Here is a 23,422-nt window from a genome sequence, read left to right as displayed (position 1 = left end):
GCCATCGTGAATCCTGATCGTGAATATACCCGGCATTGACGAATAGTAAATACCTACGAATACTTACCCGCGACCTACGAATCCCTAACCCTAAAGGGGTAGAAAATGCCACTCGACCTTCATAGCCTGGCTTGGCATCGATCGATTGGAAAGTTGATCATGCAGTTGAACCGTCCAGAATTCTGGAGCTCACTTATTCGTACGTTAAATGAATATGTGCAAATCGATAACTGGGTCGTATTAATATTCAGCAATCAACAAGTGCAAGTTGTTAGCCTTCCTGAAGTAGCAGATGCAGAAGAGATAGATGCGTTCATTCATCGCTACGTGAAGGGACTTTATATGCTGGATCCATTTTATATAGCTAATCGAGAAAACCCGCAGAGCGGTTTTTTTCATATGCTGGATATTGCACCAGAGCACTTCCTTGAAACCGAGTACTATCATCAATACTTCGCACAGTATATTTCTGTAGATGAAGCACAGTACAATGTCCAGCTTGACCCCGATAGAACGCTATGCATTTCCTTTGGTAGTAACGCCCGCTTCAATCAAGAGCAAATAACAATACTTGATATTATCAAACCATGGGTGACTGCATTAATGCATCAACGCATGAGTTTTGAGATTGACGTAGAAAAATACCCCCCTGAACCAACTCCATGGCCAGAATCGATTCTCCAGCTTGGCACACAAATAACAACGCGCGAAAAGGACGTCCTCAAATTATTACTTAGCGGCTTCTCTAACAAAGAGATAGCAGGAAAACTCTCCCTGTCAGCAGAAACGATAAAAGTTCACCGCCGAAATATTTACGCCAAATTAAACATCAAATCACAACCCGAATTGTTTGCTCGTTTTTTTATGCCAAAACAGGATATCTGCCCTGCAAATTGAAGTCAGCGCCTGGCACTTTTCAGGCCCAAACACTCAACGATGGAATGGCTTGCACAGGCCGCAACCGCTCGAGCATTTCCCCCGTCAACACGACTTCATAAGTATCCGCCGGCCGCCCCCACTGCTCCACAATGACCATGCCGTCTACCAGACTCGCACCCAACTCGGTAATCGTATCGGCCAACGCCTCTACGATTTGTTGGGTCCGCAACCACACGCGATCGGTAATCTCTTTAAGCTCGGCAGTTATGCGCTCGGACGACGCAGGATCCGTATCGGGGTAGGAGATATTTCGCAGCAAATGCCGTAGCTCCCTTACTTTTGCGTAATCCTGTTCCGCCCCAAGCTCTCCATTCAGGATGGCTGCCGCTTTCGATTTATCGACAAGTTTCCTGGCCGAATGCTTTGCAGGTAAGGTCTGACTCATAGCGCCAGCAAAGAGGACGATCAGCCGACCTTCCAGGTGTTCCTTCATTTCTTCTATCGAGGAGATTGACCGCGTCAAGATGATGGAAGCTCCGGCCTGATGCCTCAAGTCCATGGTGACTTTCAGGGTCACATCACCCGTTTCAAATCCCAAGGCTCGGGCAACCACGTAGTGCCCCATTTCGTGATTCGCGATCTGCAATGCATGTTCCCGTATAGCGGGAGGCATCTTCTTCATCATTCCCATCATCTCCCGTCACAGCCCTCCGTTGCGTATTCGACTATGAGAGTAACGGCTCGTGTCCATGCTATCGATGTAGAACCCTTTCCGCATCATTACTCCAGCCGTATTAGGCAATTACAACGTACCCGCCGTCTCTACACTGCTGGGCGGGATTGCGCGTAACTGATGCCAGTTCAAACAACCGCCACGAGCACCACGCAGGATGTGCCTGTAACATGCCTGCCCATTGCTCTGTGCCGCTGGAGATGCCCCTTTGCCTGACACTCGCCCGCCCGTTCTTGACGAAATCGACCGCCAATTGATCGCGGCCTTGCAGATCAATGCCCGCGAAAGCGTGGCCATGCTTGCCCGGCAACTGGGTATCGCCCGCACTACGGTGACGTCGCGCCTGGCGCGGCTGGAAAAGGCCAAAGTAATCACCGGTTACGGTGTGCGCCTGGGGCAGCGCGTGGTGGATGGCGGATTGCAGGCGTACGTCGGGATAACCGTGCAACCGCGGTCCGGCAAGGAAGTGCTGCGTCGTCTTAGCGCCATGGCGCAGGTTCAGCAATTGTGTGCGGTGAGTGGTGAATTTGATTATGTAGCGTGGTTGCGCACCGACTCGCCGGAGCAGCTTGATCAGTTGCTGGATCAGATTGGCAGTGTGGATGGCGTGGAGAAGACGACGACTTCGATCATCTTGAGTAGCAAGATTGATCGGGGGCAGCCGGTTTGAGTTTCAACCGATAATTCTTCATTGTCTGATTGGGCCTCATCGCGAGCAGGCTCGCTCCCACATTGGACAGTGTGTAGCAATTCATCGTCATATTGATCAGACAACTAGCACAATGACGACACATTGCGTCTTATTAACGTGTTCTACGCTCTCTAGAATGGCTGCCATCTTTTCCTATACTCAGACGCGCACTCTGCGTCAGGTCGCCAGCAAGGTCAGCCATGAACAAGAACAATCGCCATCCTGCAGACGGTAAAAAACCGGTTACCGTTTTCGGCCCGGACTTTCCTTTCGCCTTCGACGACTGGATCGAGCACCCGGCCGGGCTGGGCAGCATTCCAGCGCACAATCACGGTGCCGAAGTGGCGATTGTCGGGGCTGGCATTGCAGGCCTGGTGGCCGCCTACGAATTGATGAAGCTGGGGCTCAAACCCGTCGTCTACGAAGCCTCGAAGATGGGCGGCCGTCTGCGCTCCCAGGCCTTCAATGGCGCAGAAGGCATCATCGCCGAGCTCGGCGGTATGCGTTTCCCGGTGTCGTCGACCGCGTTTTATCACTACGTCGACAAGCTCGGCCTCCAGACCAAACCCTTCCCGAACCCGCTGACGCCTGCGTCGGGCAGCACGGTAATCGATCTGGAAGGCAAAACTCATTACGCACAGAAACTGGCGGATCTTCCTGCACTGTTCCAGGAAGTCGCTGACGCCTGGGCGGATGCTCTGGAAGCCGGCTCGCAGTTCTCCGATATCCAGCAAGCGATCCGGGACCGCGACGTGCCGCGCCTCAAGGAACTATGGAACACCTTGGTGCCGCTGTGGGACGACCGCACGTTCTATGATTTCGTCGCCACCTCCGAAGCCTTCGCCAAGCTCTCGTTCCATCATCGTGAAGTGTTCGGCCAGGTTGGTTTCGGTACTGGCGGCTGGGACTCGGACTTCCCCAACTCGATGCTGGAAATCTTCCGCGTGGTGATGACCAACTGCGACGATCACCAGCACTTGGTAGTCGGCGGCGTGGAGCAGGTGCCGCTGGGCATCTGGCGCCATGTGCCGGAGCGTTGCGTGCATTGGCCTGAAGGCACCAGCCTCAGCTCGCTGCACAGCGGTGCGCCGCGTTCCGGCGTGAAAAAAATTGCCCATGCACCGAACGGGCGTTTTACCGTTACCGATAACTACGGCGACACACGTGAATACGCGGCAGTACTAACCACCTGCCAGAGCTGGCTGCTGACTACCCAGATCGAATGCGACGAAAGCCTGTTCTCGCAAAAGATGTGGATGGCCCTGGACCGCACCCGCTACATGCAATCATCGAAGACTTTCGTGATGGTCGATCGCCCATTCTGGAAGGACAAGGACCCGGAAACCGGCCGCGACCTGATGAGCATGACCCTCACCGATCGCCTGACCCGCGGCACCTACCTCTTCGACAACGGCGACGACAAGCCCGGTGTCATCTGCCTGTCGTACTCGTGGATGAGCGACGCGCTGAAAATGCTCCCGCACCCGGTGGAAAAACGCGTGAAGCTGGCCTTGGACGCGTTAAAGAAGATCTACCCGAAAGTCGACATCGCCGCGCGGATCATCGGCGATCCGATCACCGTGTCGTGGGAAGCCGACCCGCATTTCCTCGGGGCCTTCAAAGGCGCCCTGCCCGGCCACTACCGCTACAACCAGCGCATGTACGCGCACTTCATGCAGGACGACATGCCACCCGAGCAGCGCGGGATTTTCATCGCCGGCGACGACGTTTCGTGGACGCCGGCCTGGGTCGAAGGCGCGGTGCAGACGTCGCTCAACGCGGTGTGGGGGATCATGAAACACTTCGGTGGTGAAACTCACGCCGAAAACCCGGGTCCAGGAGATGTGTTCAACGAGATCGGTCCGATCGCCCTGCCCGAGTAAGGAATCCGAAATGCGCGTAGCCCTTTACCAATGTCCACCGCTGCCCCTGGATGTCGCAGGTAATCTGCAACGCTTGCATCAACTGGCGCTGGAGGCCAAGGGCGCAGACTTGCTGGTACTGCCAGAGATGTTCCTGACCGGCTACAACATCGGCATCGATGCGGTCAGTGTGCTGGCGGAGGTGCATAACGGTGAATCGGCACAGCAAATCGCGCGTATTGCCAAGACGACGGGGATCGCCATTTTGTATGGCTACCCGGAGCGCACCGAAGACGGGCAGATCTACAACGCCGTGCAGTTGATCGACGCCAATGGCGAGCGGTTGTGCAACTACCGCAAGACTCACTTGTTCGGCGACCTCGATCACTCGATGTTCAGCGCCGGGCCGGATGAGTTTCCGCTGGTTGAATTCAACGGCTGGAAGCTTGGCTTTTTGATCTGCTACGACCTGGAGTTCCCGGAAAACGCCCGACGTCTGGCCTTGGCCGGTGCCGAGCTGATTCTGGTGCCAACGGCGAACATGATTCCCTACGATTTCATCGCCGACGTCACCGTCCGCGCACGGGCCTTCGAAAACCAGTGTTATGTGGCCTACGCCAACTACTGCGGGCACGAAGGCGAGATCCAGTATTGCGGCCAAAGCAGCATCGCCGCGCCGGATGGCAGCCGCATCGCCCAGGCCGGACTTGATGAAGCGCTGATTGTCGGTGAACTGGATCGTCAGTTGATGATCGATTCCCGCGCCGCCAATCGCTACTTCCTCGATCGCCGTCCCGAGCTATACGGCGAGCTGAACAAGGCCTAATCCGCTAGCATTAGCGCTTCTCTGTTCTGGAAGTGCTCATGCCTGCGCTGAATCACCCTCGCCTTCATACTGAAACCCTCGCCAACGGCCTGCGGGTGACGCTGCGTCATGCTCCCGATTTGAAGCGCTGCGCCGCCGCGTTGCGGGTCGCTGCCGGCAGTCATGACGTGCCACTGGCCTGGCCGGGGCTGGCGCACTTTCTTGAGCATTTGCTGTTCCTGGGTACAGAGCGCTTTCCCGCAGAGCAAGGGCTGATGGCCTACGTACAAAGTCATGGCGGGCAGGTGAATGCGCGAACCAGCGAACGCACGACGGACTTCTTTTTCGAGCTGCCACCTCAGGCGTTTAGGGATGGCCTGGAGCGTCTGTCAGACATGCTCGCTCATCCGCGTATGAATCCGGACGATCAGCGGCGGGAACGGGAAGTGCTGCACGCCGAATTTGTCGCCTGGTCGCGGGATGCGACGGCCCAGCAGCAATTTGCTTTGTTTGACGGGCTCTCGGCGGCTCATCCGTTACGGGCGTTTCATGCTGGAAACCGCTACAGCCTGCCGGTACCGCAGCCCGAATTTCAACAAGCGTTGAAGGACTTCTATCAGCGGTTTTACCAGACCGGGCAGATGACGCTGAGCCTGGCCGGGCCACAGAGTCTCGATGAGTTGAAGGAGATGGCGCAGGCGTTTGCCGTTGCTATTACCCCCGGCGAAAAAGTCCCTCAGACAAAGCCCACCCTGTTGATGGATTCTTCAGACAATAGTTATCAACAGGCTGGAGATCGTCGGCTGGATCTGCTGTTCGCCTTCGAAGCACTGCCCGACTCATCGCCCGAAGCGCTGGCGTTCCTGTGCCACTGGCTGAACGCCGAAAAACCCGGTGGCCTGTTGGCGCAGCTGCGAGAGCATGGGCTGGCGGACAACCTGAAAGCCGCGCCGCTCTATCACTATGCCGGCCAAGCCTTGCTGCACATCGAATTCACACGGCCCGCCCACGCCCCGCAACCGGACAACATGATCCGCGAACGGCTCCTGGATTGGCTGGGCTTTTTTGCCTCCCATCAGGATTGGGCCGAATTGCGCGAAGAATATGCAGCTCTGCTGCAGCGCCAACAGCAAGTCAGCAGTGCCTTGCAACTGGCCCGACGAGACAGCGAACAGCTTGAACCCGAGTTATTCGAACAGGGCGTTGTCGCCCTCAAGGCAATCCTCAAACAAATTGGCGCTGTGGATAACTTCACCGGCCAGTGGCAACTGCCGACCCCCAACCCGTTTTTGCGCGCCGAGACTCCACCCTCGAATGCCGGATTGATTCGCGGCCAGACCAGCGCCCATCGCGGCCTGCGGACTTTTGCCCAGGATCGCTCACGCAGTCGCCGCGAACGATCGCCGATGCAATTCAGCCAGGCGCTGCCGGATAACACGGATGAAGGTGCGGTTTATCTGCGCTGGCGTCTGGAGTTCGCACCTCACGATCGCCTTCAGTCGAATCTGGAGAGCCGCCTGCGAATGCTGCGCGAAGATGCGCGTCAGGCTGGCGTCGACTTTTCCTTCAGCGCTTCGGGCAATGAATGGCTGCTGAAGATGACGGGGCTGCAGGAACCGATGCCGACAGTCCTCGAATATGCGCTGAAAGAACTGACAAAACCTGATGCCGATCTCTCACAGGAAGAGCCGGCGTCCATTGCGTTGATGCCGATTCGACAATTGCTCAAGGCACTGCCCGATCTATGCCTTGAGCACACCGTAGTCTCAGATGACCTGCAGCAACTCTGGTCGAGCGCACGCTGGGATGGCCTGGCGACAGGCCTGTCTGCCCAGACACAAGCGGCGATGGGGCTTGCCTTGAGTCGTATTCCCGGCACTGCGGACAGTCAACTGACGCCGCCTCCGTCGATTCGCTCGCAGCATCTCTGGAACTTCGTCGATACCGGCTCCAGCGAACACGCGCTGCTACTCTTCTGCCCGACAGCAACCCATGACATCGCCGATGAGGTCGCCTGGCGTTTGCTCGCACACGTATGCCAGACGCCGTTCTACCAGCGCCTGCGGGTGGAGCTGCAGCTCGGTTATGCCGTCTTCAGCGGACTACGCCAGTTAAACGGTCAGGCCGGGCTGCTGTTTGGCGTGCAATCACCGAGCGTCGCGCCTCTGGATTTGCTGGAGCACATCAAACAGTTCCTCAGCGAATTGGAAGGGATGATCGAAAGCATCGATGACGCGACCTACATCGATCAGCGCCAAGCTCTGGCCGATCAATTCGACAACACCGCCCTGCCCAACGCCCAGGCCGCCGAACTGCTCTGGCAAGGCAAACTGGCCGGCCATTCGTCTGACTACCTGAATCGTCTGCCTCAGGCAATTCTGATGATCGACCGTGAAGCCTTGCTGGCGGCGGCACAACGACTGAATCGGGCCGACGGCGGATGGCGCTGTCTGGCCAGCGGGCCTTGTTCCGGGGCGCCTTGGCAAGTGGCAAAATGATCATTACCGGTGCTGCAATTAGCTTTCTCAAAGATTCGTGGCCAATCGCTCTGTAATTTTGAGTAACATAGCCACCTAACTATCTGAACATCTCCGGCTGGAGGTGGACTATATGTATAGGTCTCAACTGTCCCATCCACCTGAAGGAGCGCTTCTATGTCCTGGTCCAAACCTGCTTACACCGACCTGCGTATCGGCTTCGAAGTCACCATGTACTTCGCAAGCCGCTAAGCTCTGCCGTCTGGTAGAGAATGCAGTGCTACGCCTCGGCTCGCCGGGGCGTTTTTATTTTCAGCTTTCAATGATGGAGCGGCCATGTTTGTCCAGATTCTAGGTTCCGCTGCCGGCGGCGGTTTCCCCCAGTGGAACTGCAACTGCGTGAACTGCGCAGGTTTTCGCGACGGCAGCCTGCGGGCCGAGGCGCGTACCCAGTCGTCCATCGCGATTTCCGATGACGGCGTGAACTGGGTGCTGTGCAATGCTTCGCCGGACATCCGCGCCCAGCTCCAGAACTTCGCGCCGATGCAGCCAGGTCGCGCGCTGCGTGACACCGGCATCAGCGCAATCATCCTGATGGACAGCCAGATCGATCACACCACCGGCCTGCTCAGCCTGCGCGAAGGGTGCCCACATCAGGTCTGGTGCACCGACATGGTCCACGAAGACCTGAGCACCGGTTTTCCGCTGTTCACCATGCTGACTCACTGGAACGGCGGGTTGAACTGGAACCGTATCGAGCTCGATCAGAGCTTTACCGTCCCGGCTTGCCCGAACCTGCGCTTCACCCCATTTCCCTTGCGCAGCGCCGCCCCACCATACTCGCCGCACCGCTTCGATCCGCACCCCGGCGACAACATCGGCCTGATCGTCGAAGACCTGGGCACCGGCGGCAAACTGTTCTATGCACCGGGCCTGGGCAAGGTCGACGTATCGCTGATGAAGATCATGGCCAGCAGCGATTGCCTGTTGGTGGATGGCACGATGTGGGACGACGACGAAATGCAGCGTCGTGGCGTCGGCACGCGTACCGGCCGGGAGATGGGCCACTTGGCGCAGAACGGCCCCGGCGGCATGCTCGAAGTGCTGGAGCAGCTGCCCAAACAGCGCAAAGTGCTTATCCACATCAACAACACCAACCCGATTCTCGATGAGGATTCGCCGGAGCGTGCGGAGCTGGTTCGGCGTGATGTTGAAGTGGCGTATGACGGCATGAGTATTGTGTTGTAGCGGATGACCCCATCGCGGGCAAGCCACGCTCCCACAGTGATCGCGTGTTCCTGTGGGAGCGTGGCTTGCCCGCGAAGACGCCAGATTAGACGCCGCAAATCCACCGGTTGTACCCCGGAGAATCGCAATGACCGACACCGCAATGTCCCCCGCCGAATTCGAAGCGGCCCTGCGCGCCAAGGGCGCCTACTACCATATCTATCACCCGTATCACGTGGCGATGTATGAAGGCCGGGCGACCCGCGAGCAGATCCAGGGCTGGGTCGCCAACCGTTTCTATTACCAAGTGAACATTCCACTCAAGGACGCCGCTATCCTGGCCAATTGCCCGGACCGCGAGATTCGTCGCGAGTGGATTCAGCGCCTGCTGGACCACGACGGCGCCCCCGGCGAAGAGGGCGGCATCGAAGCCTGGCTACGCCTCGGCCAAGCGGTCGGCCTCGACCCGGATCAACTGCGCTCTCAGGAATTGGTGCTGCCTGGCGTGCGGTTCGCCGTGGATGCCTACGTCAACTTCGCCCGTCGGGCCCGTTGGCAGGAAGCTGCGAGCAGTTCGCTGACCGAGCTGTTTGCGCCGCAAATCCACCAATCACGCCTCGACAGCTGGCCGCAGCATTACCCGTGGATCGACCCGGCCGGTTACGAATATTTTCGCACGCGTCTGGGCCAGGCTCGCCGGGATGTGGAGCATGGTCTGGCGATCACTTTGCAGCACTACACTACGCGGGAAGGCCAGGAGCGCATGCTGGAAATTCTCCAGTTCAAACTGGACATTCTTTGGAGCATGCTCGATGCCATGAGCATGGCCTACGAACTGAACCGCCCGCCGTACCACAGCGTGACCGAACAGCGGGTCTGGCATAAAGGAATCACCTTATGAGTTTCGATCGCAGCAAAACCCCGACATGGCGCACCGGCTACCGTTTCCAGTACGAACCGGCGCAAAAAGGCCATGTGCTGCTCTACCCGGAAGGCATGATCAAACTCAACGACAGCGCTGCGCTGATAGGCGGTTTGATTGATGGTCAGCGGGATGTCGCGGCGATCATCGCCGAACTGGGCGCGCAGTTTCCCGACGTGCCTGAGCTCGGTGATGACATCGAGCAATTCATGGAGGTCGCCCGTGCTCAGCACTGGATCGAACTTGCCTGATTCCGTGTCAGACAAGTTACCGCCCAAGCCCGAAATCGGCCTGCCACTGTGGTTGCTGGCCGAGCTGACGTATCGCTGCCCGCTGCAATGCCCGTACTGCTCCAATCCGCTGGATTTCGCCGAGCAGGGCAAAGAGTTGTCCACCGAACAGTGGATCAAGGTATTTCGCGAAGCCCGGGAGATGGGCGCGGCGCAGCTGGGTTTTTCCGGCGGTGAGCCGCTGGTGCGCCAAGACCTCGCCGAGCTGATCGCCGAGGCGCGCAAGCTGGGTTTTTATACCAACCTGATCACCTCCGGCATAGGCCTCACCGAGCAGAAAATCAGCGACTTCAAGAAGGCCGGCCTGGACCACATTCAGATCAGTTTTCAGGCCAGCGACGAGCAGGTGAATAACCTCTTGGCCGGCTCAAAAAAAGCCTTCGCGCAAAAGCTCGAAATGGCCCGCGCGGTGAAGGCTCACGGCTACCCGATGGTGCTGAACTTCGTCACCCATCGGCACAACATCGACAAGATCGACCGGATCATCGAGCTGTGCATCGCCCTTGAAGCGGACTTCGTAGAACTCGCGACGTGCCAGTTCTACGGCTGGGCCCAGCTCAATCGGGTTGGCCTGTTGCCGACCAAAGAACAATTGGTTCGCGCCGAACGCATCACCAACGAATACCGCGCCAAACTGGAAGCCAAAGGGCATCCGTGCAAGCTGATTTTCGTTACGCCGGACTATTACGAAGAACGCCCGAAAGCCTGCATGAACGGTTGGGGCAGCATTTTTCTGACAGTCACGCCGGACGGAACCGCCCTGCCTTGCCACGGTGCCCGACAAATGCCGGTGCAGTTTCCCAACGTGCGCGACCACAGCATGCAGCACATCTGGTACGACTCGTTCGGTTTCAACCGCTTTCGCGGCTACGACTGGATGCCCGAGCCGTGCCGTTCCTGCGACGAGAAAGAAAAGGATTTCGGCGGCTGCCGCTGTCAGGCGTTCATGCTCACGGGTGACGCGAGCAACGCCGACCCGGTGTGCAGCAAGTCGGAACATCACGGCGTGATTCTCAAGGCCCGCGAAGAAGCCGAACACGCGACCCAGACCATTGAACAACTGGCCTTTCGCAATGAACGAAACTCACGCCTCATCGCCAAAAGCTGAACCCTTAAGCGCCGCCAGGGCTGTCGCGGCCGGCATCGACTTCGCCGAGTTGCAAATCGGCAAGCATGGCCTGTTCTGGAACGAATACCGCCCCGAGGACGCCGCCTGCCGGATCTGGCAGTGGCGCGACGGCCAGGCTCATTGCCTGACGCCGCCCACCTTCAGTGTGCGCAGCCGGGTGTACGAATATGGTGGCGGCGCGTTTTGTCTGACCGATGACGGGCTTGTTTTCGTCAACGAGGCCGATCAGCAGCTGTACCGACAATCACTGACAGGTGAGGCGCCGGAGGTGCTGACTTCAAGTGAATGCCGCTACGGCGATTTGCACTTCGCCAACGGGCAAGTGCTGGCGGTGGAAGAGAACCGCGATCGACATCGCCTGGTGGCTATCGATCTAGCTACCGGTCAACGTCATCTGCTGGCCGAAGGCGCCGACTTCTATGCGGCACCGACCGTGAGTCCTGATGGTCGACGTCTGGCCTGGATCGAGTGGAATCGCCCGGATCAGCCCTGGACCGCTACTCGCCTGATGGTTGCCGAACGCCAGAACGATCACACCTTTGCACAACCACGCTGTGTGGCGGGTGACGGTGCCCAGGAGTCACTGCAACAACCACGATTCGATGACCGCGGCCGTCTGTTTTGTCTGACGGATCGCGGCGGCTTCTGGCAGCCGTGGGTGGAATCGGACAACAGTCTGAGCCCACTCCCAAGCGCTGCCGCCGACCATGGACCGGCGCCTTGGCAACTGGGTGGTTGCACGTGGCTGCCGTTGGGCGAAGACACTTATCTGGCGAGTTGGACCGAGGGCGGGTTTGGTCGACTGGGGCTTTGTCATGGCGATGGCTCCTGTGACGATTTCACGGCCGACTACAGCCGCTTCCGCCATCTCGCACAGGATGAACAGTTCATCTACTGCATCGCCGCTTCGCCGGTCAGCTCGTCGGCAATCATTGCCATCGACCGTGAAACACGCCAGGTCAACGTTCTGGCCGGCGGTATCGCACCGCTGCCCGCCGAACAGATCAGCCGCCCGCAAACCCTGCGCTATCCAAGCGGTTCGGGCGAGGCCCACGGTTTCTTCTACCCGGCGATGACCGGCGACACGAAACCGCCATTGGTGGTGTTCATTCACGGCGGCCCGACTTCGGCCTGTTACCCGATGCTCGACCCGAGGATCCAGTATTGGGCACAACGCGGCTTCGCCGTGGCCGACCTCAATTACCGAGGCAGCAGCGGCTATGGCCGCGCTTATCGCCAGGCGCTGCATTTGAGCTGGGGCGATGTGGATGTGGAAGATGCCTGTGCGGTGGTGGCCTACCTCGCCGAACGTGGACTGATCGACGGCGACAAAGCGTTTATCCGTGGAGGCAGCGCCGGTGGCTACACCACGTTGTGCGCACTGGCCTTTCACAAGGTCTTTCGTGCGGGTGCCAGCCTGTATGGCGTCAGCGATCCTGTTGCGCTAGGCCGCGCCACCCACAAGTTCGAAGGCGATTATCTGGACTGGTTGATCGGCGACCCAGTGCAGGACGCCGAACGCTACGCCGCACGCACGCCATTGCTGCACGCGAACAACATCAGCGTTCCGGTGATTTTCTTTCAGGGTGAACTGGACGCCGTGGTGGTGCCGCAACAGACCCGCGACATGGTCACTGCGCTACAGGACAACGGCATTCTGGTCGAAGCGCATTACTACGCCGACGAACGCCATGGCTTTCGCAAGGCCGGCAATCAAGCCCATGCGCTGGAGCAGGAGTGGTTGTTTTATCAAAGGGTGATGGAGTTAGCGGACTGAAGTCTGCGCTCAGTGCAGGTATTTGCGGTGCCCCCATTCGCGAGCAAGCCCGCTCCCACACTGGACCTTCTGTGAACACATTATGTGTGAACACCAGAGCTCAAATGTGGGAGCGGGCTTGCTCGCGAATGCGATCTAACCGGCGCGGCAAAACTCAGCGCTTGGCGATGATGTACACCGCATGCACGATCCCCGGAATGTAACCGCACAACGTCAGCAGAATATTCAGCCAGAATGCTCCAGCGAAACCGACTTGCAGAAACACACCCAGTGGCGGCAACAGAATGGCGATGATGATTCGAATAAAGTCCATGGGGTAGCTCCTGATTGAAGTTGGTTCTTGTGAAACCATACAGCTAATCGACCTGCGGCGTTCTTCGGGGTTCAGTTGTAAATTCCGATCACTGCCCCTTCCAAAAGAAGACAAAAAACGCCCCACGCCAAAAGAATCAGGCGTGGGGCGATGCGTTATACCGCGAGACGGTTCTGGAATTCGTGTAGGACGAGTCTGATCAGACCGCAATACCTTTGCGGCATTGCAGTTGCGCGGTGCGTACGCGGGAGAAGGCTCGGGCCAGGCGCAGGAGCATTTCGTCGACATTGGCCTTGCTGACGGTGAGGGCCGGGGTAAAGCGCAGGCAATCGGGTTGCGGGGCGTTGAGCAGCAAGCCTTCGTACAACGCAGCTTTGACTACGGCCTCAGCCGAGTCGTCGGACAGATCAAGACCCCAGAGCAGTCCTTGCCCGCGCAATTCACCGTGACCGTAGCGATGAGCCAGACGACTCAACCCTTCACGCAGATGCTGACCCATTTCCCGCACATGATCGAGATGGCCCTTGTCCTGCACGTTGTCGAGGACGACAAGACCGGCCGCACTCATCAGTGCATTGCCGTGATGCGTGCCGGTCAGTTCGCCGACTTCGAAACAACAGGCCTTGCCTCGCGCCAGCAATGCCGCCAAGGGCACGCCACCGCCAAGCCCTTTGCCGAGCACGACGATATCTGCCCGCACGCCGTAGGACTGTTCGGCGAGCAAGGTGCCGCAGCGACCGATGCCGGTTTGCACTTCGTCGAGTATCAGCAAGATGCCAAGCTCACGACACAGGCGCTCGACCCCTTTGAGGTAGTGCTCGGTGGCGGGAATCACACCGGCCTCGCTCTGGATCGGCTCGAGCATGATTGCGACAGTCTGGGCGTCTACAGCTGCATGCAGTGCTGGCAGGTCATTGAACGGGACATGACTGAAGCCCGGCAGTTGTGGCTCGAATCGGTTGATCAGATTCGAACTGTCCGACGCTGAAATCGTCCCGAGACTACGGCCATGACAACCTTTACTGGCAACGATGATCCGCGAAGCACCGCCACGATGTCGCTGACCCCATTTGCGCGCCAACTTGATCGCTGCTTCACAGGCTTCGCTGCCACTGTTGAGCAGGTACGCTTGGTCACTGCCGGTGCTGGTACAGAGCCGTTCGGTAAGATTGAGCATGCCTCGGTTATGCAAACTGAAACCTGGGTTGATCAGCGACTGAGCCTGCTCCGAAATCGCCTTGACCAGAACTGAGGGGCTATGTCCGAGGCTATTGGCGCCGCCACCCTGGGAGAAATCCAGATAAGCGCGGTCATCGCTGTCCCACAGCCATGAGCCTTGGCCCCGCACGAAAATCTGTTTCGGCCGTTCGACACTGGGCATCAGGCACTCGCTGGATAAGTTGTCGCTTCTGGACGGCTGGGAGGTATCCATCGCCAGGTCATCAAGGCTTGGTGGTTTGCGTCGCAGGTTGAACAGATTCATTGGATAAAACCTCGTTTGAGGTTTTCTGTCTTGCCTATGTAAACACCATCGTCGTAAACGGTATTCATCGTGCGCTCTGGCCCTGTAAGCCTTGTGAATGCGGTTAGACTAGGCTTAGGCAAGGCACTGAGCCATTTCGATTTCCCAGCATTTTCGATAAGTATTACTTATGGATTTCAAGCAACTGCGTTATTTCGTTGCGGTCTACGAAGAAGGCCACGTCGGTCGGGCCGCCGAGCGACTTTCAATCTCCCAGCCAGCGTTGTCCCAGCAGATTCGCCAACTCGAAAAAAACCTCGATGTGAGCCTGTTCGAGCGCAGCAGCAAACGTCTGTTGCCCACTCTGGCCGCCCATACGTTGTACAACCATGCCCTGCCCTTGCTCGATGGCCTGCAGCGCGCACGCGAAGCCTTGGGCAATTTCAAGGGCAAGGCGCTACGAACCTTGGCCATCGGCGTGCTACAGACCGTCCATTCCAGCCTGGTGCCCCAAATGCTCGAACGCGTGCGCAAGGCACAGCCACATTTGGTGGTGCAGATCTATGAACTGACTGGCCTGGAAATCGAGCGGCGGTTACTCAACGGTTCGCTGGACATCGGCATCAGTTACCTGCCGCCCCGTCAGCCGGGTTTGCACGGCGTGCAGTTGTACGAAGATGAACTGACCCTTGTCATCCCGGCGGACCACCCGCTGCGGGAATTCAAGAAAGTGTCCATGAGCCAGGCCGCCGAGCTGCCGATGTTGCTACTGGGTGAGGAGTTTCAGGTGCGGCAGATCTGGCAGGCACAACTGGCCAATCTGGGACGTCGCCCGCAGGTGCAGGCTGAGCTGAACAACATGGCGGGGATTCTCGACAGCCTGCCGCACACGCGACTGGCGACGGTTCTGCCGGGGCGCTCGCAAAAGACCCATGGCGATCAGGCCTTACTGTGGAAGCCACTAAGCGAGCCGCGGGTGCCGCTGAAAGTCGGATTGGTGTGTCGGGATGTGCAGCGGCAACAGGCTTCGCTGACGTTGTTGCGGACATTGCTGGAAGAAGTGATGAATGGCCCGGATGACCACTTGAATGGCCCTGCGACACTGGACGGTTTGAGCTGAGTACTTTTTTGCAGGCAAAAGAAAACCCCGCCGAAGCGGGGCTTTGCAGACTGTTTCCCTGACATCCATTTCACTCCGCCGTCCTGGCAGAATCCTACGTGTCCGTGTTGTTGCTTTGCGCTTCCTGCGCGACGTCCATGTGAAGTAGATTAGCTCTGGATCCAATCTTCGCCTATGGGAAAACAGCAGCACGTTATGTAAGAGAAAGCTTACATAACGTTAAAGGGTCAGAATTGTCCTGCGTCCAGCAGGAACAACGATTCGCTACCGGCCTTTACCGACGCGCTCAACGAGTGAATACGCGGCAGCAGACGTGCGAAATAGAACCGCGCCGTACCGAGTTTGCTCGCGTAGAAATCGTCCTGGGCTTCTTTACCGAAGGCTGCCTTGGCCATCAGTGCCCACATGTAGGCGTAGGCCATGTAACCGAATGCTTGCAGATACTCGACCGACGCCGCGCCGATCTCGTTCGGGTTGTTTTTCGCCCGATCCAGCAACCACTCAGTCAGTTCGTCGAGGGTATCCACCGCATCATTCAACGGCTTGGTGAACTCCGCCAGGTTTGTATCGGCGGTCGCGGTGAAATGGCGAATCTCGTCAGCGAACAATTTGTAGAACGCGCCGCCGCTACCAACGATCTTGCGTCCTACAAGGTCCAGTGCCTGAATCCCGTTGGTGCCTTCGTAGATCTGAGTGATCCGTACATCACGAACCAGTTGCTCCTGGCCCCACTCACGAATGTAGCCGTGACCGCCAAAAACCTGCTGACCGTGAACCGTGGTTTCCAGACCCAGGTCGGTCAGGAAGGCCTTGGCCACCGGCGTCAGCAGTGCAACCAGATCTTCTGCGCGCTTGCGGGTGGTGGCGTCTTCGCTGAACTTGGCGGTGTCCAGCTGCATCGCCACGTAAGTGGAGAAGGCACGGCCGCCCTCGTTCGAGGCTTTCATGGTCAGCAGCATGCGACGCACGTCCGGGTGGACGATGATCGGGTCAGCCACTTTGTCCTTGTTCTGCGCGCCGGTTGGCGAGCGGCTTTGCAGACGGTCGCGAGCGTACTCGATAGCGTTCTGGTACGAGCGCTCGCCAGTGGCCAGGCCCTGGATACCGACGCCGAGACGCTCGTAGTTCATCATGGTGAACATCGCTGCCAGGCCTTTGTTTGGCTCACCGACCAGGTAACCCACGGCTTCGTCGAAGTTCATCACGCAGGTCGCGGATGCCTGGATGCCCATCTTGTGTTCGATCGAACCACAATTCGCCGGGTTGCGCGCGCCCAGGCTGCCATCGGCATTGACCATGAACTTCGGCACCAGGAACAGCGAAATGCCTTTCGGCCCCGCTGGCGCGTCGGGCAGTTTGGCCAATACCAGGTGGATGATGTTCTCGGTCAGGTCGTGTTCACCGCCGGTGATGAAGATTTTGGTGCCGCTGACTTTGTAGGAACCATCGGCCTGAGGCTCGGCCTTGGTGCGGATGATCCCCAGGTCAGTACCGGCATGCGGCTCGGTCAGGCACATGGAACCGGCCCAGACACCGGCGTACATGTTGGGCAGGTACGCGGCTTTCAGCTCTTCGCTGGCGTGGGCGTTGATCGACAGGCAAGCGCCGGCAGTCAGCATCGGGTACAGACCGAACGACAGGCTCGCGGAGTTGACCATTTCTTCGACCTGCGCCGAAACCGCCTTGGGCATGCCCATGCCGCCGTAGGTCGGATCGCCCCCGACACCAACCCAACCGCCTTCGGCGTAAGTCTGATAAGCCTGTGGGAAACCGGCCGGGGTGGTGACGGCACCGTCGGCCCAGTGGCAACCTTCTTCGTCAGCTGCACGGCTCAGGGGTGCGATGCTTTTGCTGGTGACCTTGCCGGCTTCTTCGAGAATGGCTTCAACCGTTTCCGCATCGACGGTCTCGGCCAGCGCAGGCAGTTCGGCCCACAGTTTGGCGACCTCAAAAACTTCATTGAGGACGAAGCGCATATCGCGCAGGGGCGCTTTGTAGTCAGCCATGGCAAACCTCGCAAGATCTAAACAGGTGGTTCGTAGAATAGTGATTTCGTTGTGTCCGAGTGTACCTCAACAACTTTTACGACACATAGGGTCAACTCATGACTGTTTTGTTATTTTTAGTCACTGAGAATCAGGCGGATGTCTCAGGTCCGCCAAAACGCATTCGCGGGCAAACCTCGCTCCTACAGTTTTATGTCGTTCGCGCACACGACGAAGATCTGTAGGAGCGAGGCTTGCCCGCGAAGCTTTTCAAGCTTAACCGTCAGAGCGCAAACAACTCCGCCGGCAGCTTCATCAGACAATCGCTACCCGCTTCGATGGCCGCCCGATGAGCGGCCGTACGTGGCAGCAAACGCTTGAAGTAAAACTCGCTGGTCGCCAGCTTGCCCCGGCAGTAATCGGCATCGCCGCCGCCCGCCTCCAACTGCGCCTGAGCCACCAACGCCATGCGTAGCCACAGGTAGCCGAGAATGATGTAGCCGCTATACATCAGGTAATCCACCGAGGCGGCGCCGACTTCATCCGGATTTTTCATCGCCGCCATGCCGACCTTGGTGGTCAACTCGCCCCACTGCTGATTCAGGCTATTGAGCTGCGCCACATAGCTGGCGAGTTGCGGATGTTCAGCGTTTGCCGTACAGAACTTGTGGACGATTTTGGTGAAGCCGCGCAGCAATTTTCCCTGACTGCCAAGGACTTTGCGCCCAAGTAAGTCGAGCGCCTGAATGCCGTTGGTTCCTTCATAGATTGGCGCGATCCGGCAGTCACGAACCAACTGCTCCATGCCCCACTCACGAATGAAACCGTGGCCGCCAAACACCTGCATGCCGAGGTTGGTCACCTCCAGCCCGGTGTCGGTCATGAAGGCTTTGCAGATCGGCGTCAGGAACGCCAACAGGTCTTCTGCATCCTGACGCGCCGTTTCATCCGGGCTCAGATGAGCAACGTCCAGCAACTGCGCGGTGAAATAGGTCAGCGCCCGGTTGCCTTCGTTGAAGGCCTTCATGGTCAGCAACATTCTGCGCACATCGGGATGAACGATGATCGGGTCGGCGACTTTTTCCGGCGCTTTCGGGCCGGTCAGCGAACGCATTTGCAGGCGGTCGTTGGCGTATTTGATCGCGCCCTGGAAGCTCGCCTCACCCAGACACAAACCTTGCATACCGGTGCCGAGCCGCGCGTGGTTCATCATGGTGAACATGCAATTCAGGCCCTTGTTCGGCTCACCGATCAAGAACCCCTTCGCGTCGTCGAAATTCAGCACACAGGTAGCCGAAGCCTTGATGCCCATTTTGTGCTCGATCGAACCGCAGGAAACGCCATTGCGCTCGCCCGTCTCGCTCTCGGTATTGGGTAGGAATTTGGGAACGATAAACAGCGAAATACCCTTGGTACCGGCAGGAGCGTCCGGCAGTTTGGCCAGCACCAGGTGAATGATGTTGTCACTCATGTCGTGCTCGCCGGCGGAGATAAAGATCTTGCTGCCGGAGATCGCGTAACTGCCATCGGCCTGAGGCACGGCGCGGGTCTTGATGATGCCCAGATCGGTGCCGCAATGGGCTTCGGTCAGGCACATCGTGCCGGTCCATTGGCCGGCAGTGAGCTTGCTCAGGTAGGTTTGTTTTTGCTCTTCGGTGCCATGGGCGTGAATCGCTGACATCGCACCGTGAGTCAGGCCGGGGTACATGCCCCAGGAGGTGTTGCTGGAACCGACCATTTCACTGATGACCAAACCCAAGGAACTTGGCAAACCCTGGCCACCGTAAACTGGATCCGCCGCCAGACCATGCCAGCCGCCTTCAACGTATTGCGCGAAAGCCTGCTTGAAGCCTGTAGGCGTTGTGACCACACCGTTGTCGAAATGGCAGCCTTCTTCGTCACCGCTGCGGTTCAGCGGTGCGAGAACGTTCTCACAGAATTTCGCGCCTTCTTCAAGGATCGCATTGATCATATCCGGACTGGCATCTGTAGCACCCAGCGCGGCGTAGTTGCTGTGAAAATCGAAGACGTGGTCGATCAGAAAGCGCATGTCGCGCAGGGGAGCTTTGTACTCGGGCATGGTCATTTCTCCGGCAGCAGATTGCTCAAACCTACTGCCGCGCACCACGCCTCACAATCACAGTCCAGACGCTGAATGCGCCATCATCACTCAACCCGCAGCGGTATCCATGCGCACCGCGCCACGACGGTTCTGACCGAAAGCCATCACACAGTTTCGCCCCGCGCCTTTGGCGCTGTAGAGCGCCTGGTCTGCGGATTTGAGCACTTCTTCCGGTGTGCGCTGCTCCAACCGCTCGGCGACGCCGATGCTGACCGTGACCGATACACTTGAGGCGCCTGAACCCGCGCGGCGCTGGCGTCCCTGCTGGTCATCCTGGGGACGGTTGTCCTGATTGCGCAGCTGGATGTTGTAGGTGGCGATGGATTCGCGGATGACTTCCAAGTGCGGCATGCACTCTTCGAGGGTCTTGCCTGCGAACACCAGAGCGAATTCTTCACCGCCGTAGCGATATGCCCTACCGCCCCCACTGATTTTCGACAGCTTGCTGGCGACCAGACGCAACACCTGATCGCCGACATCGTGGCCGTGGGTGTCGTTGAATTTCTTGAAGTGATCGACGTCGCCCATGGCCAGCACGTAATTGCGCCCCAGCCGTTGCATGCGTTCGTTCAGGGCGCGGCGACCCGGCAGGCCGGTGAGCTCATCGCGGAAGGCCATCTGATAGGCCTCATGGGCAACCGCCGCGGCAATCATCAACATCACCTGGCTGCACATGATGTTCAGGGTGAATGGCAGGATGAAGGTTTTCGGTAACATCCAGAACAATCCCAGCAGCCCCACCAATTGCGCAGCATGCAAGGGTCTTGGGTTGCGCCAGTATTGCCAGGCCAGCAACAGGAACGAGGCGATGAATACCGGGTAGGACAACTGGATCAGGCTCATCCAGGCACCATGCAGGGCTGGCCAACGGATCTCCGAGAGCCACATCAACAGCGCGTGTGGATAACTTTGCTCCAGCCCCAGCGCCACGCTGCCGAACGCCAGCAACACGGCGAAGCGCGCCACCATGTCCTGGAACAGGTGAGTACGCTCTTGCCAGGCGGCGAACAAGCCAAAGAGCAATGGCAGCAACAGACAGCACAGATGGAAAACCACGGCGGCGTCTTCACGGACTTTGCCGTTGTCGCGGTAGTAATCGGTCTGGGTGTCGAGCAGGAAGTAGGCGATGTACACCGTGACCATCAGAAACAGTTCACGCTGACGTCGGTAAACCGCGCAGTACGCCCCGCCGAGCAACAGCACCAGAGTAGGCAGCACGTTGAACAGCGAAGTGAAGAAGACGTTGAGATCCTTGACGTAGGCAGCCGCAAGCCCCGCAAGCAACAACAGCAGCGATGGCAAAAAATGACTGAAACGTACAGCGGAAGAACGCGGCAAGGGTAAAGCTCCGACCCGGCAAACAAAGATGGCATTGTGCCTGCATTTGGAGCAGCTAAGCACGTGCGATGTGACCTGTGTCACATCGCCACCCTCTTTAACGGCAGCAATGGCGTTCTTCTTAGCGTTTTAGTCAGGAATATTTACAGACGTGATCGTTTGCGTCCGGCATAAAAAAAGCCGCCGCTCCCGAGGAAGCAGCGGCTTTGTGAAGGACTGCGCAGGGCTTAGTAACCCAGTGCGAAGTCTTCTTCTTTCATGTCCATCAGGTTGTTGGCGCCCGACAGCATGGTTACAACGTGAGTGCGGGTACGCGGCAGGATACGCTGGAAGTAGAAGCGCGCAGTCTGCAGCTTGGCGGTGTAGAACGCCTCTTCGGTGGTGCCGGCAGCCAGTTTCTCGGCAGCCAGACGCGCCATGTCAGCCCAAAAGTAGGCGAGGCAGGCGTAACCGGAGTACATCAAGTAGTCCACCGACGCGGCGCCGACTTCTTCGCGGTCCTTCATGGCGGCCATACCGACCTTCATGGTCAGCTCGCCCCACTCTTTGTTCAGCGCAGCCAATGGCTCGACGAACTCTTTGACGGCGTCGTTGCCTTCGTTGGTCTGGCAGAACTTGTGGACGATCTTGGTGAAGCCTTTGAGCGCTTCGCCTTGAGTCATCAGCACTTTACGGCCCAGCAGGTCGAGTGCCTGGATACCGGTGGTGCCTTCGTACAGCATCGAAATGCGGCTGTCGCGAACGTTCTGCTCCATGCCCCACTCGGCGATGAAGCCGTGGCCGCCGTAGATCTGCACGCCGTGGTTAGCAGATTCGAAACCGACTTCAGTCATGAAGGCTTTAGCGATCGGAGTCATGAAGGCCAGCAGTGCGTCGGCTTTCTTCTTCTCTTCTTCATCTACGCCGTACTTGACGATGTCGACCTGCTTGGCGGTGAAGTAAACCATCGCACGATTGCCTTCGGCGAAAGCCTTCATGGTCAACAGCATGCGACGTACGTCAGGGTGAACGATGATCGGGTCAGCGGCTTTGTCCGGCGCTTTCGGGCCAGTCAGGGAACGCATTTGCAGACGATCGCGAGCGTATTTCAGGCCGCCCTGGAAGCCCATCTCGGCGTGTGCCAGACCTTGCAGCGCAGTCCCCAGACGTGCGGTGTTCATAAAGGTGAACATGCAGTTCAGGCCTTTGTTCGCCGGGCCGATCAGGTAACCGGTGGCCGCGTCGAAGTTCATCACGCAGGTGGCGTTACCGTGGATGCCCATCTTGTGTTCCAGGGAACCGCAGGTCACAGCGTTGCGTGCGCCGATCGAACCGTCTGCGTTTGGCAGGAATTTCGGAACGATGAACAGGGAGATGCCTTTGGTACCGGCCGGTGCATCCGGCAGACGTGCCAGAACGATGTGGACGATGTTGTCGGCCATGTCGTGTTCGCCAGCCGAGATGAAGATCTTGGTGCCGGAAACTTTGTAGGAACCGTCGGCCTGAGGCTCGGCCTTGGTGCGCAGCATGCCCAGGTCGGTGCCGCAGTGCGGTTCGGTCAGGCACATGGTGCCGGTCCATTCGCCGGAAACCAGTTTGGTCAGGTAAGCCTCTTGCTGCTCAGGCGTACCGTGTTCGGAAATGGTGTTCATCGCGCCATGGGACAGGCCTGGGTACATGCCCCACGACCAGTTGGCTTCGCCGACCATTTCGCTGACAGCCAGCCCCAGAGACTCTGGCAGGCCTTGGCCGCCGTGCTCTACGTCATGAGCCAGGCTTGGCCAGCCGCCTTCAACGAATTGCTTGTAGGCTTCTTTGAAACCGGTCGGGGTTTTAACGCCGGACTCGCTCCAGGTGCAGCCTTCGGTGTCACCCACGCGGTTCAGCGGAGCCAGCACTTGCTCACAAAACTTGGCGCCTTCTTCGAGAATGGCGTCAACCATGTCCGGAGTTGCGTCTGCACAAGCCGGAAGGCTCTGATAGTGCGCTTCGTAGCCGAGCAGTTCGTCACGAACGAAGCGAATATCACGCAAGGGGGCCTTGTAGTCAGGCATAGCGATAAACCTCTGCTGATGTAACCGGGAATGAACGACCGCGTTGATTTGTTGTGGCGGTCAAACAGTTGTTTGAAACATACGTTTACGCCCAATTCTTGTCAAGCGCCGATCTTTTGCCGTTCGTCATCGCACCATGAAAAGCTCGGCCACACAGTTGCGCAACGCCGTTGACTGAGCAACACGCCATGTAGGAGAGATTAGTTGAGGCAGAAGGACTTACGCAGAAAAACGCCGCGAACAGGCGCGGCGTTGGA

19 protein-coding genes are annotated in these 23,422 nt (G+C 58.3%); 12 read left to right on the top strand and 7 right to left on the bottom strand.

Translation table 11 applies throughout. The features are described 5' to 3' along the window. Nucleotides 1-105 precede the first annotated feature (105 nt). Nucleotides 106-897 carry a helix-turn-helix transcriptional regulator gene (locus JFU11_RS19365; RefSeq protein ID WP_123719581.1) on the top strand — a complete coding sequence of 264 codons (792 nt, stop codon included), beginning with the start codon at nucleotides 106-108 and terminating at the stop codon, nucleotides 895-897. A gap of 19 nt (nucleotides 898-916) precedes the next feature. On the opposite strand, the gene JFU11_RS19360 is transcribed toward JFU11_RS19365, so the two are convergent. Further along, on the bottom strand, nucleotides 917-1,564 hold the full coding sequence (locus tag JFU11_RS19360) for a hypothetical protein (RefSeq protein ID WP_201061848.1): 648 nt from the start codon (nucleotides 1,562-1,564) through the stop codon (nucleotides 917-919). Between the two features lie 256 nt (nucleotides 1,565-1,820). Here JFU11_RS19360 and JFU11_RS19355 point away from each other — a divergent pair, with 256 nt between their 5' ends. The 10 genes from JFU11_RS19355 (at nucleotide 1,821) to JFU11_RS19310 (ending at nucleotide 12,792) form a co-directional block, all read left to right on the top strand. Beyond that, the gene (locus tag JFU11_RS19355) at nucleotides 1,821-2,282 is read left to right on the top strand and encodes an Lrp/AsnC family transcriptional regulator (protein WP_007980298.1); all 462 of its coding nucleotides are present in this window, start codon (nucleotides 1,821-1,823) and stop codon (nucleotides 2,280-2,282) included. Nucleotides 2,283-2,503: 221 nt separating this feature from the next. Continuing rightward, nucleotides 2,504-4,186 carry an NAD(P)/FAD-dependent oxidoreductase gene (locus JFU11_RS19350; protein ID WP_095052657.1) on the top strand — a complete coding sequence of 561 codons (1,683 nt, stop codon included), beginning with the start codon at nucleotides 2,504-2,506 and terminating at the stop codon, nucleotides 4,184-4,186. Nucleotides 4,187-4,196: 10 nt separating this feature from the next. Further along, on the top strand, nucleotides 4,197-4,991 hold the full coding sequence (locus JFU11_RS19345; protein WP_201061846.1) for a carbon-nitrogen hydrolase family protein: 795 nt from the start codon (nucleotides 4,197-4,199) through the stop codon (nucleotides 4,989-4,991). A gap of 38 nt (nucleotides 4,992-5,029) precedes the next feature. Beyond that, nucleotides 5,030-7,468, top strand: coding sequence for a pyrroloquinoline quinone biosynthesis protein PqqF (pqqF, locus tag JFU11_RS19340; protein ID WP_201061844.1), 2,439 nt, complete (start codon nucleotides 5,030-5,032; stop codon nucleotides 7,466-7,468). Nucleotides 7,469-7,624: 156 nt separating this feature from the next. Next, complete coding sequence (gene pqqA / locus JFU11_RS19335) at nucleotides 7,625-7,699, top strand: pyrroloquinoline quinone precursor peptide PqqA (RefSeq protein ID WP_009045898.1); 75 nt, start codon at nucleotides 7,625-7,627, stop codon at nucleotides 7,697-7,699. 84 nt (nucleotides 7,700-7,783) lie between these two features. Beyond that, nucleotides 7,784-8,695: a pyrroloquinoline quinone biosynthesis protein PqqB gene (pqqB, locus tag JFU11_RS19330; protein WP_201061842.1), complete on the top strand. Its 912-nt coding sequence runs from the start codon at nucleotides 7,784-7,786 to the stop codon at nucleotides 8,693-8,695. Between the two features lie 127 nt (nucleotides 8,696-8,822). Beyond that, the gene (pqqC, locus tag JFU11_RS19325; protein ID WP_063342344.1) at nucleotides 8,823-9,575 is read left to right on the top strand and encodes a pyrroloquinoline-quinone synthase PqqC; all 753 of its coding nucleotides are present in this window, start codon (nucleotides 8,823-8,825) and stop codon (nucleotides 9,573-9,575) included. Continuing rightward, on the top strand, nucleotides 9,572-9,847 hold the full coding sequence (pqqD, locus tag JFU11_RS19320) for a pyrroloquinoline quinone biosynthesis peptide chaperone PqqD (RefSeq protein WP_052967135.1): 276 nt from the start codon (nucleotides 9,572-9,574) through the stop codon (nucleotides 9,845-9,847). The genes pqqC and pqqD overlap by 4 nt, the downstream gene beginning before the upstream one ends. After that, complete coding sequence (gene pqqE / locus JFU11_RS19315; RefSeq protein WP_223570817.1) at nucleotides 9,819-10,994, top strand: pyrroloquinoline quinone biosynthesis protein PqqE; 1,176 nt, start codon at nucleotides 9,819-9,821, stop codon at nucleotides 10,992-10,994. The genes pqqD and pqqE overlap by 29 nt, the downstream gene beginning before the upstream one ends. Further along, a complete protein-coding gene (locus JFU11_RS19310) occupies nucleotides 10,960-12,792 on the top strand; it encodes a S9 family peptidase (protein ID WP_201061839.1) in 1,833 nt (610 codons plus the stop codon). The genes pqqE and JFU11_RS19310 overlap by 35 nt, the downstream gene beginning before the upstream one ends. Before the next feature lie 154 nt (nucleotides 12,793-12,946). Here JFU11_RS19310 and JFU11_RS19305 read toward each other — a convergent pair whose 3' ends face one another. Then, on the bottom strand, nucleotides 12,947-13,105 hold the full coding sequence (locus JFU11_RS19305; RefSeq protein WP_007904205.1) for a YqaE/Pmp3 family membrane protein: 159 nt from the start codon (nucleotides 13,103-13,105) through the stop codon (nucleotides 12,947-12,949). 199 nt (nucleotides 13,106-13,304) lie between these two features. Next, nucleotides 13,305-14,588, bottom strand: coding sequence for an aspartate aminotransferase family protein (locus JFU11_RS19300; RefSeq protein WP_123719587.1), 1,284 nt, complete (start codon nucleotides 14,586-14,588; stop codon nucleotides 13,305-13,307). A gap of 169 nt (nucleotides 14,589-14,757) precedes the next feature. On the opposite strand from JFU11_RS19300, the gene JFU11_RS19295 reads away from it, so the two are divergent. Next, nucleotides 14,758-15,687, top strand: coding sequence for a LysR family transcriptional regulator (locus JFU11_RS19295; RefSeq protein WP_123719588.1), 930 nt, complete (start codon nucleotides 14,758-14,760; stop codon nucleotides 15,685-15,687). A 227-nt stretch (nucleotides 15,688-15,914) separates the two neighbouring features. On the opposite strand, the gene JFU11_RS19290 is transcribed toward JFU11_RS19295, so the two are convergent. The 4 genes from JFU11_RS19290 to JFU11_RS19275 all read right to left on the bottom strand — a co-directional run bounded on the left by JFU11_RS19290 (nucleotide 15,915) and on the right by JFU11_RS19275 (nucleotide 23,165). Further along, the gene (locus tag JFU11_RS19290) at nucleotides 15,915-17,693 is read right to left on the bottom strand and encodes an acyl-CoA dehydrogenase C-terminal domain-containing protein (RefSeq protein ID WP_123719589.1); all 1,779 of its coding nucleotides are present in this window, start codon (nucleotides 17,691-17,693) and stop codon (nucleotides 15,915-15,917) included. 262 nt (nucleotides 17,694-17,955) lie between these two features. Then, nucleotides 17,956-19,752 (bottom strand): acyl-CoA dehydrogenase C-terminal domain-containing protein, encoded by a 1,797-nt coding sequence (locus JFU11_RS19285; protein ID WP_201061838.1) that lies wholly within the window; start codon nucleotides 19,750-19,752, stop codon nucleotides 17,956-17,958. Between the two features lie 90 nt (nucleotides 19,753-19,842). Continuing rightward, nucleotides 19,843-21,132, bottom strand: a complete 1,290-nt coding sequence (locus JFU11_RS19280; RefSeq protein WP_201061837.1) for a GGDEF domain-containing protein — start codon at nucleotides 21,130-21,132, stop codon at nucleotides 19,843-19,845. A 227-nt stretch (nucleotides 21,133-21,359) separates the two neighbouring features. Then, nucleotides 21,360-23,165: a phenylacyl-CoA dehydrogenase gene (locus JFU11_RS19275; protein ID WP_201061836.1), complete on the bottom strand. Its 1,806-nt coding sequence runs from the start codon at nucleotides 23,163-23,165 to the stop codon at nucleotides 21,360-21,362. Between the last annotated feature and the right edge of the window lie 257 nt (nucleotides 23,166-23,422).

The sequence above is a fragment of the Pseudomonas sp. TH37 genome (genome assembly GCF_016650735.1).
GTDB lineage: Bacteria > Pseudomonadota > Gammaproteobacteria > Pseudomonadales > Pseudomonadaceae > Aquipseudomonas > Aquipseudomonas farris.
The sequence above is the reverse complement of the archived record's forward strand: the minus strand, read 5'-3'. Positions and strand labels throughout refer to the sequence as shown.

Coding starts and splice junctions, on each gene's coding strand:
- JFU11_RS19365 (WP_123719581.1), top strand. CDS start 106: ATGCCACTCGACCTTCATAGCCTGGCTTGGCATCGATCGATTGGAAAG.
- JFU11_RS19360 (WP_201061848.1), bottom strand. CDS start 1,564: ATGATGAAGAAGATGCCTCCCGCTATACGGGAACATGCATTGCAGATC.
- JFU11_RS19350 (WP_095052657.1), top strand. CDS start 2,504: ATGAACAAGAACAATCGCCATCCTGCAGACGGTAAAAAACCGGTTACC.
- JFU11_RS19345 (WP_201061846.1), top strand. CDS start 4,197: ATGCGCGTAGCCCTTTACCAATGTCCACCGCTGCCCCTGGATGTCGCA.
- pqqF (WP_201061844.1), top strand. CDS start 5,030: ATGCCTGCGCTGAATCACCCTCGCCTTCATACTGAAACCCTCGCCAAC.
- pqqB (WP_201061842.1), top strand. CDS start 7,784: ATGTTTGTCCAGATTCTAGGTTCCGCTGCCGGCGGCGGTTTCCCCCAG.
- pqqC (WP_063342344.1), top strand. CDS start 8,823: ATGACCGACACCGCAATGTCCCCCGCCGAATTCGAAGCGGCCCTGCGC.
- pqqD (WP_052967135.1), top strand. CDS start 9,572: ATGAGTTTCGATCGCAGCAAAACCCCGACATGGCGCACCGGCTACCGT.
- JFU11_RS19310 (WP_201061839.1), top strand. CDS start 10,960: ATGAACGAAACTCACGCCTCATCGCCAAAAGCTGAACCCTTAAGCGCC.
- JFU11_RS19305 (WP_007904205.1), bottom strand. CDS start 13,105: ATGGACTTTATTCGAATCATCATCGCCATTCTGTTGCCGCCACTGGGT.
- JFU11_RS19300 (WP_123719587.1), bottom strand. CDS start 14,588: ATGAATCTGTTCAACCTGCGACGCAAACCACCAAGCCTTGATGACCTG.
- JFU11_RS19295 (WP_123719588.1), top strand. CDS start 14,758: ATGGATTTCAAGCAACTGCGTTATTTCGTTGCGGTCTACGAAGAAGGC.
- JFU11_RS19290 (WP_123719589.1), bottom strand. CDS start 17,693: ATGGCTGACTACAAAGCGCCCCTGCGCGATATGCGCTTCGTCCTCAAT.
- JFU11_RS19285 (WP_201061838.1), bottom strand. CDS start 19,752: ATGCCCGAGTACAAAGCTCCCCTGCGCGACATGCGCTTTCTGATCGAC.
- JFU11_RS19275 (WP_201061836.1), bottom strand. CDS start 23,165: ATGCCTGACTACAAGGCCCCCTTGCGTGATATTCGCTTCGTTCGTGAC.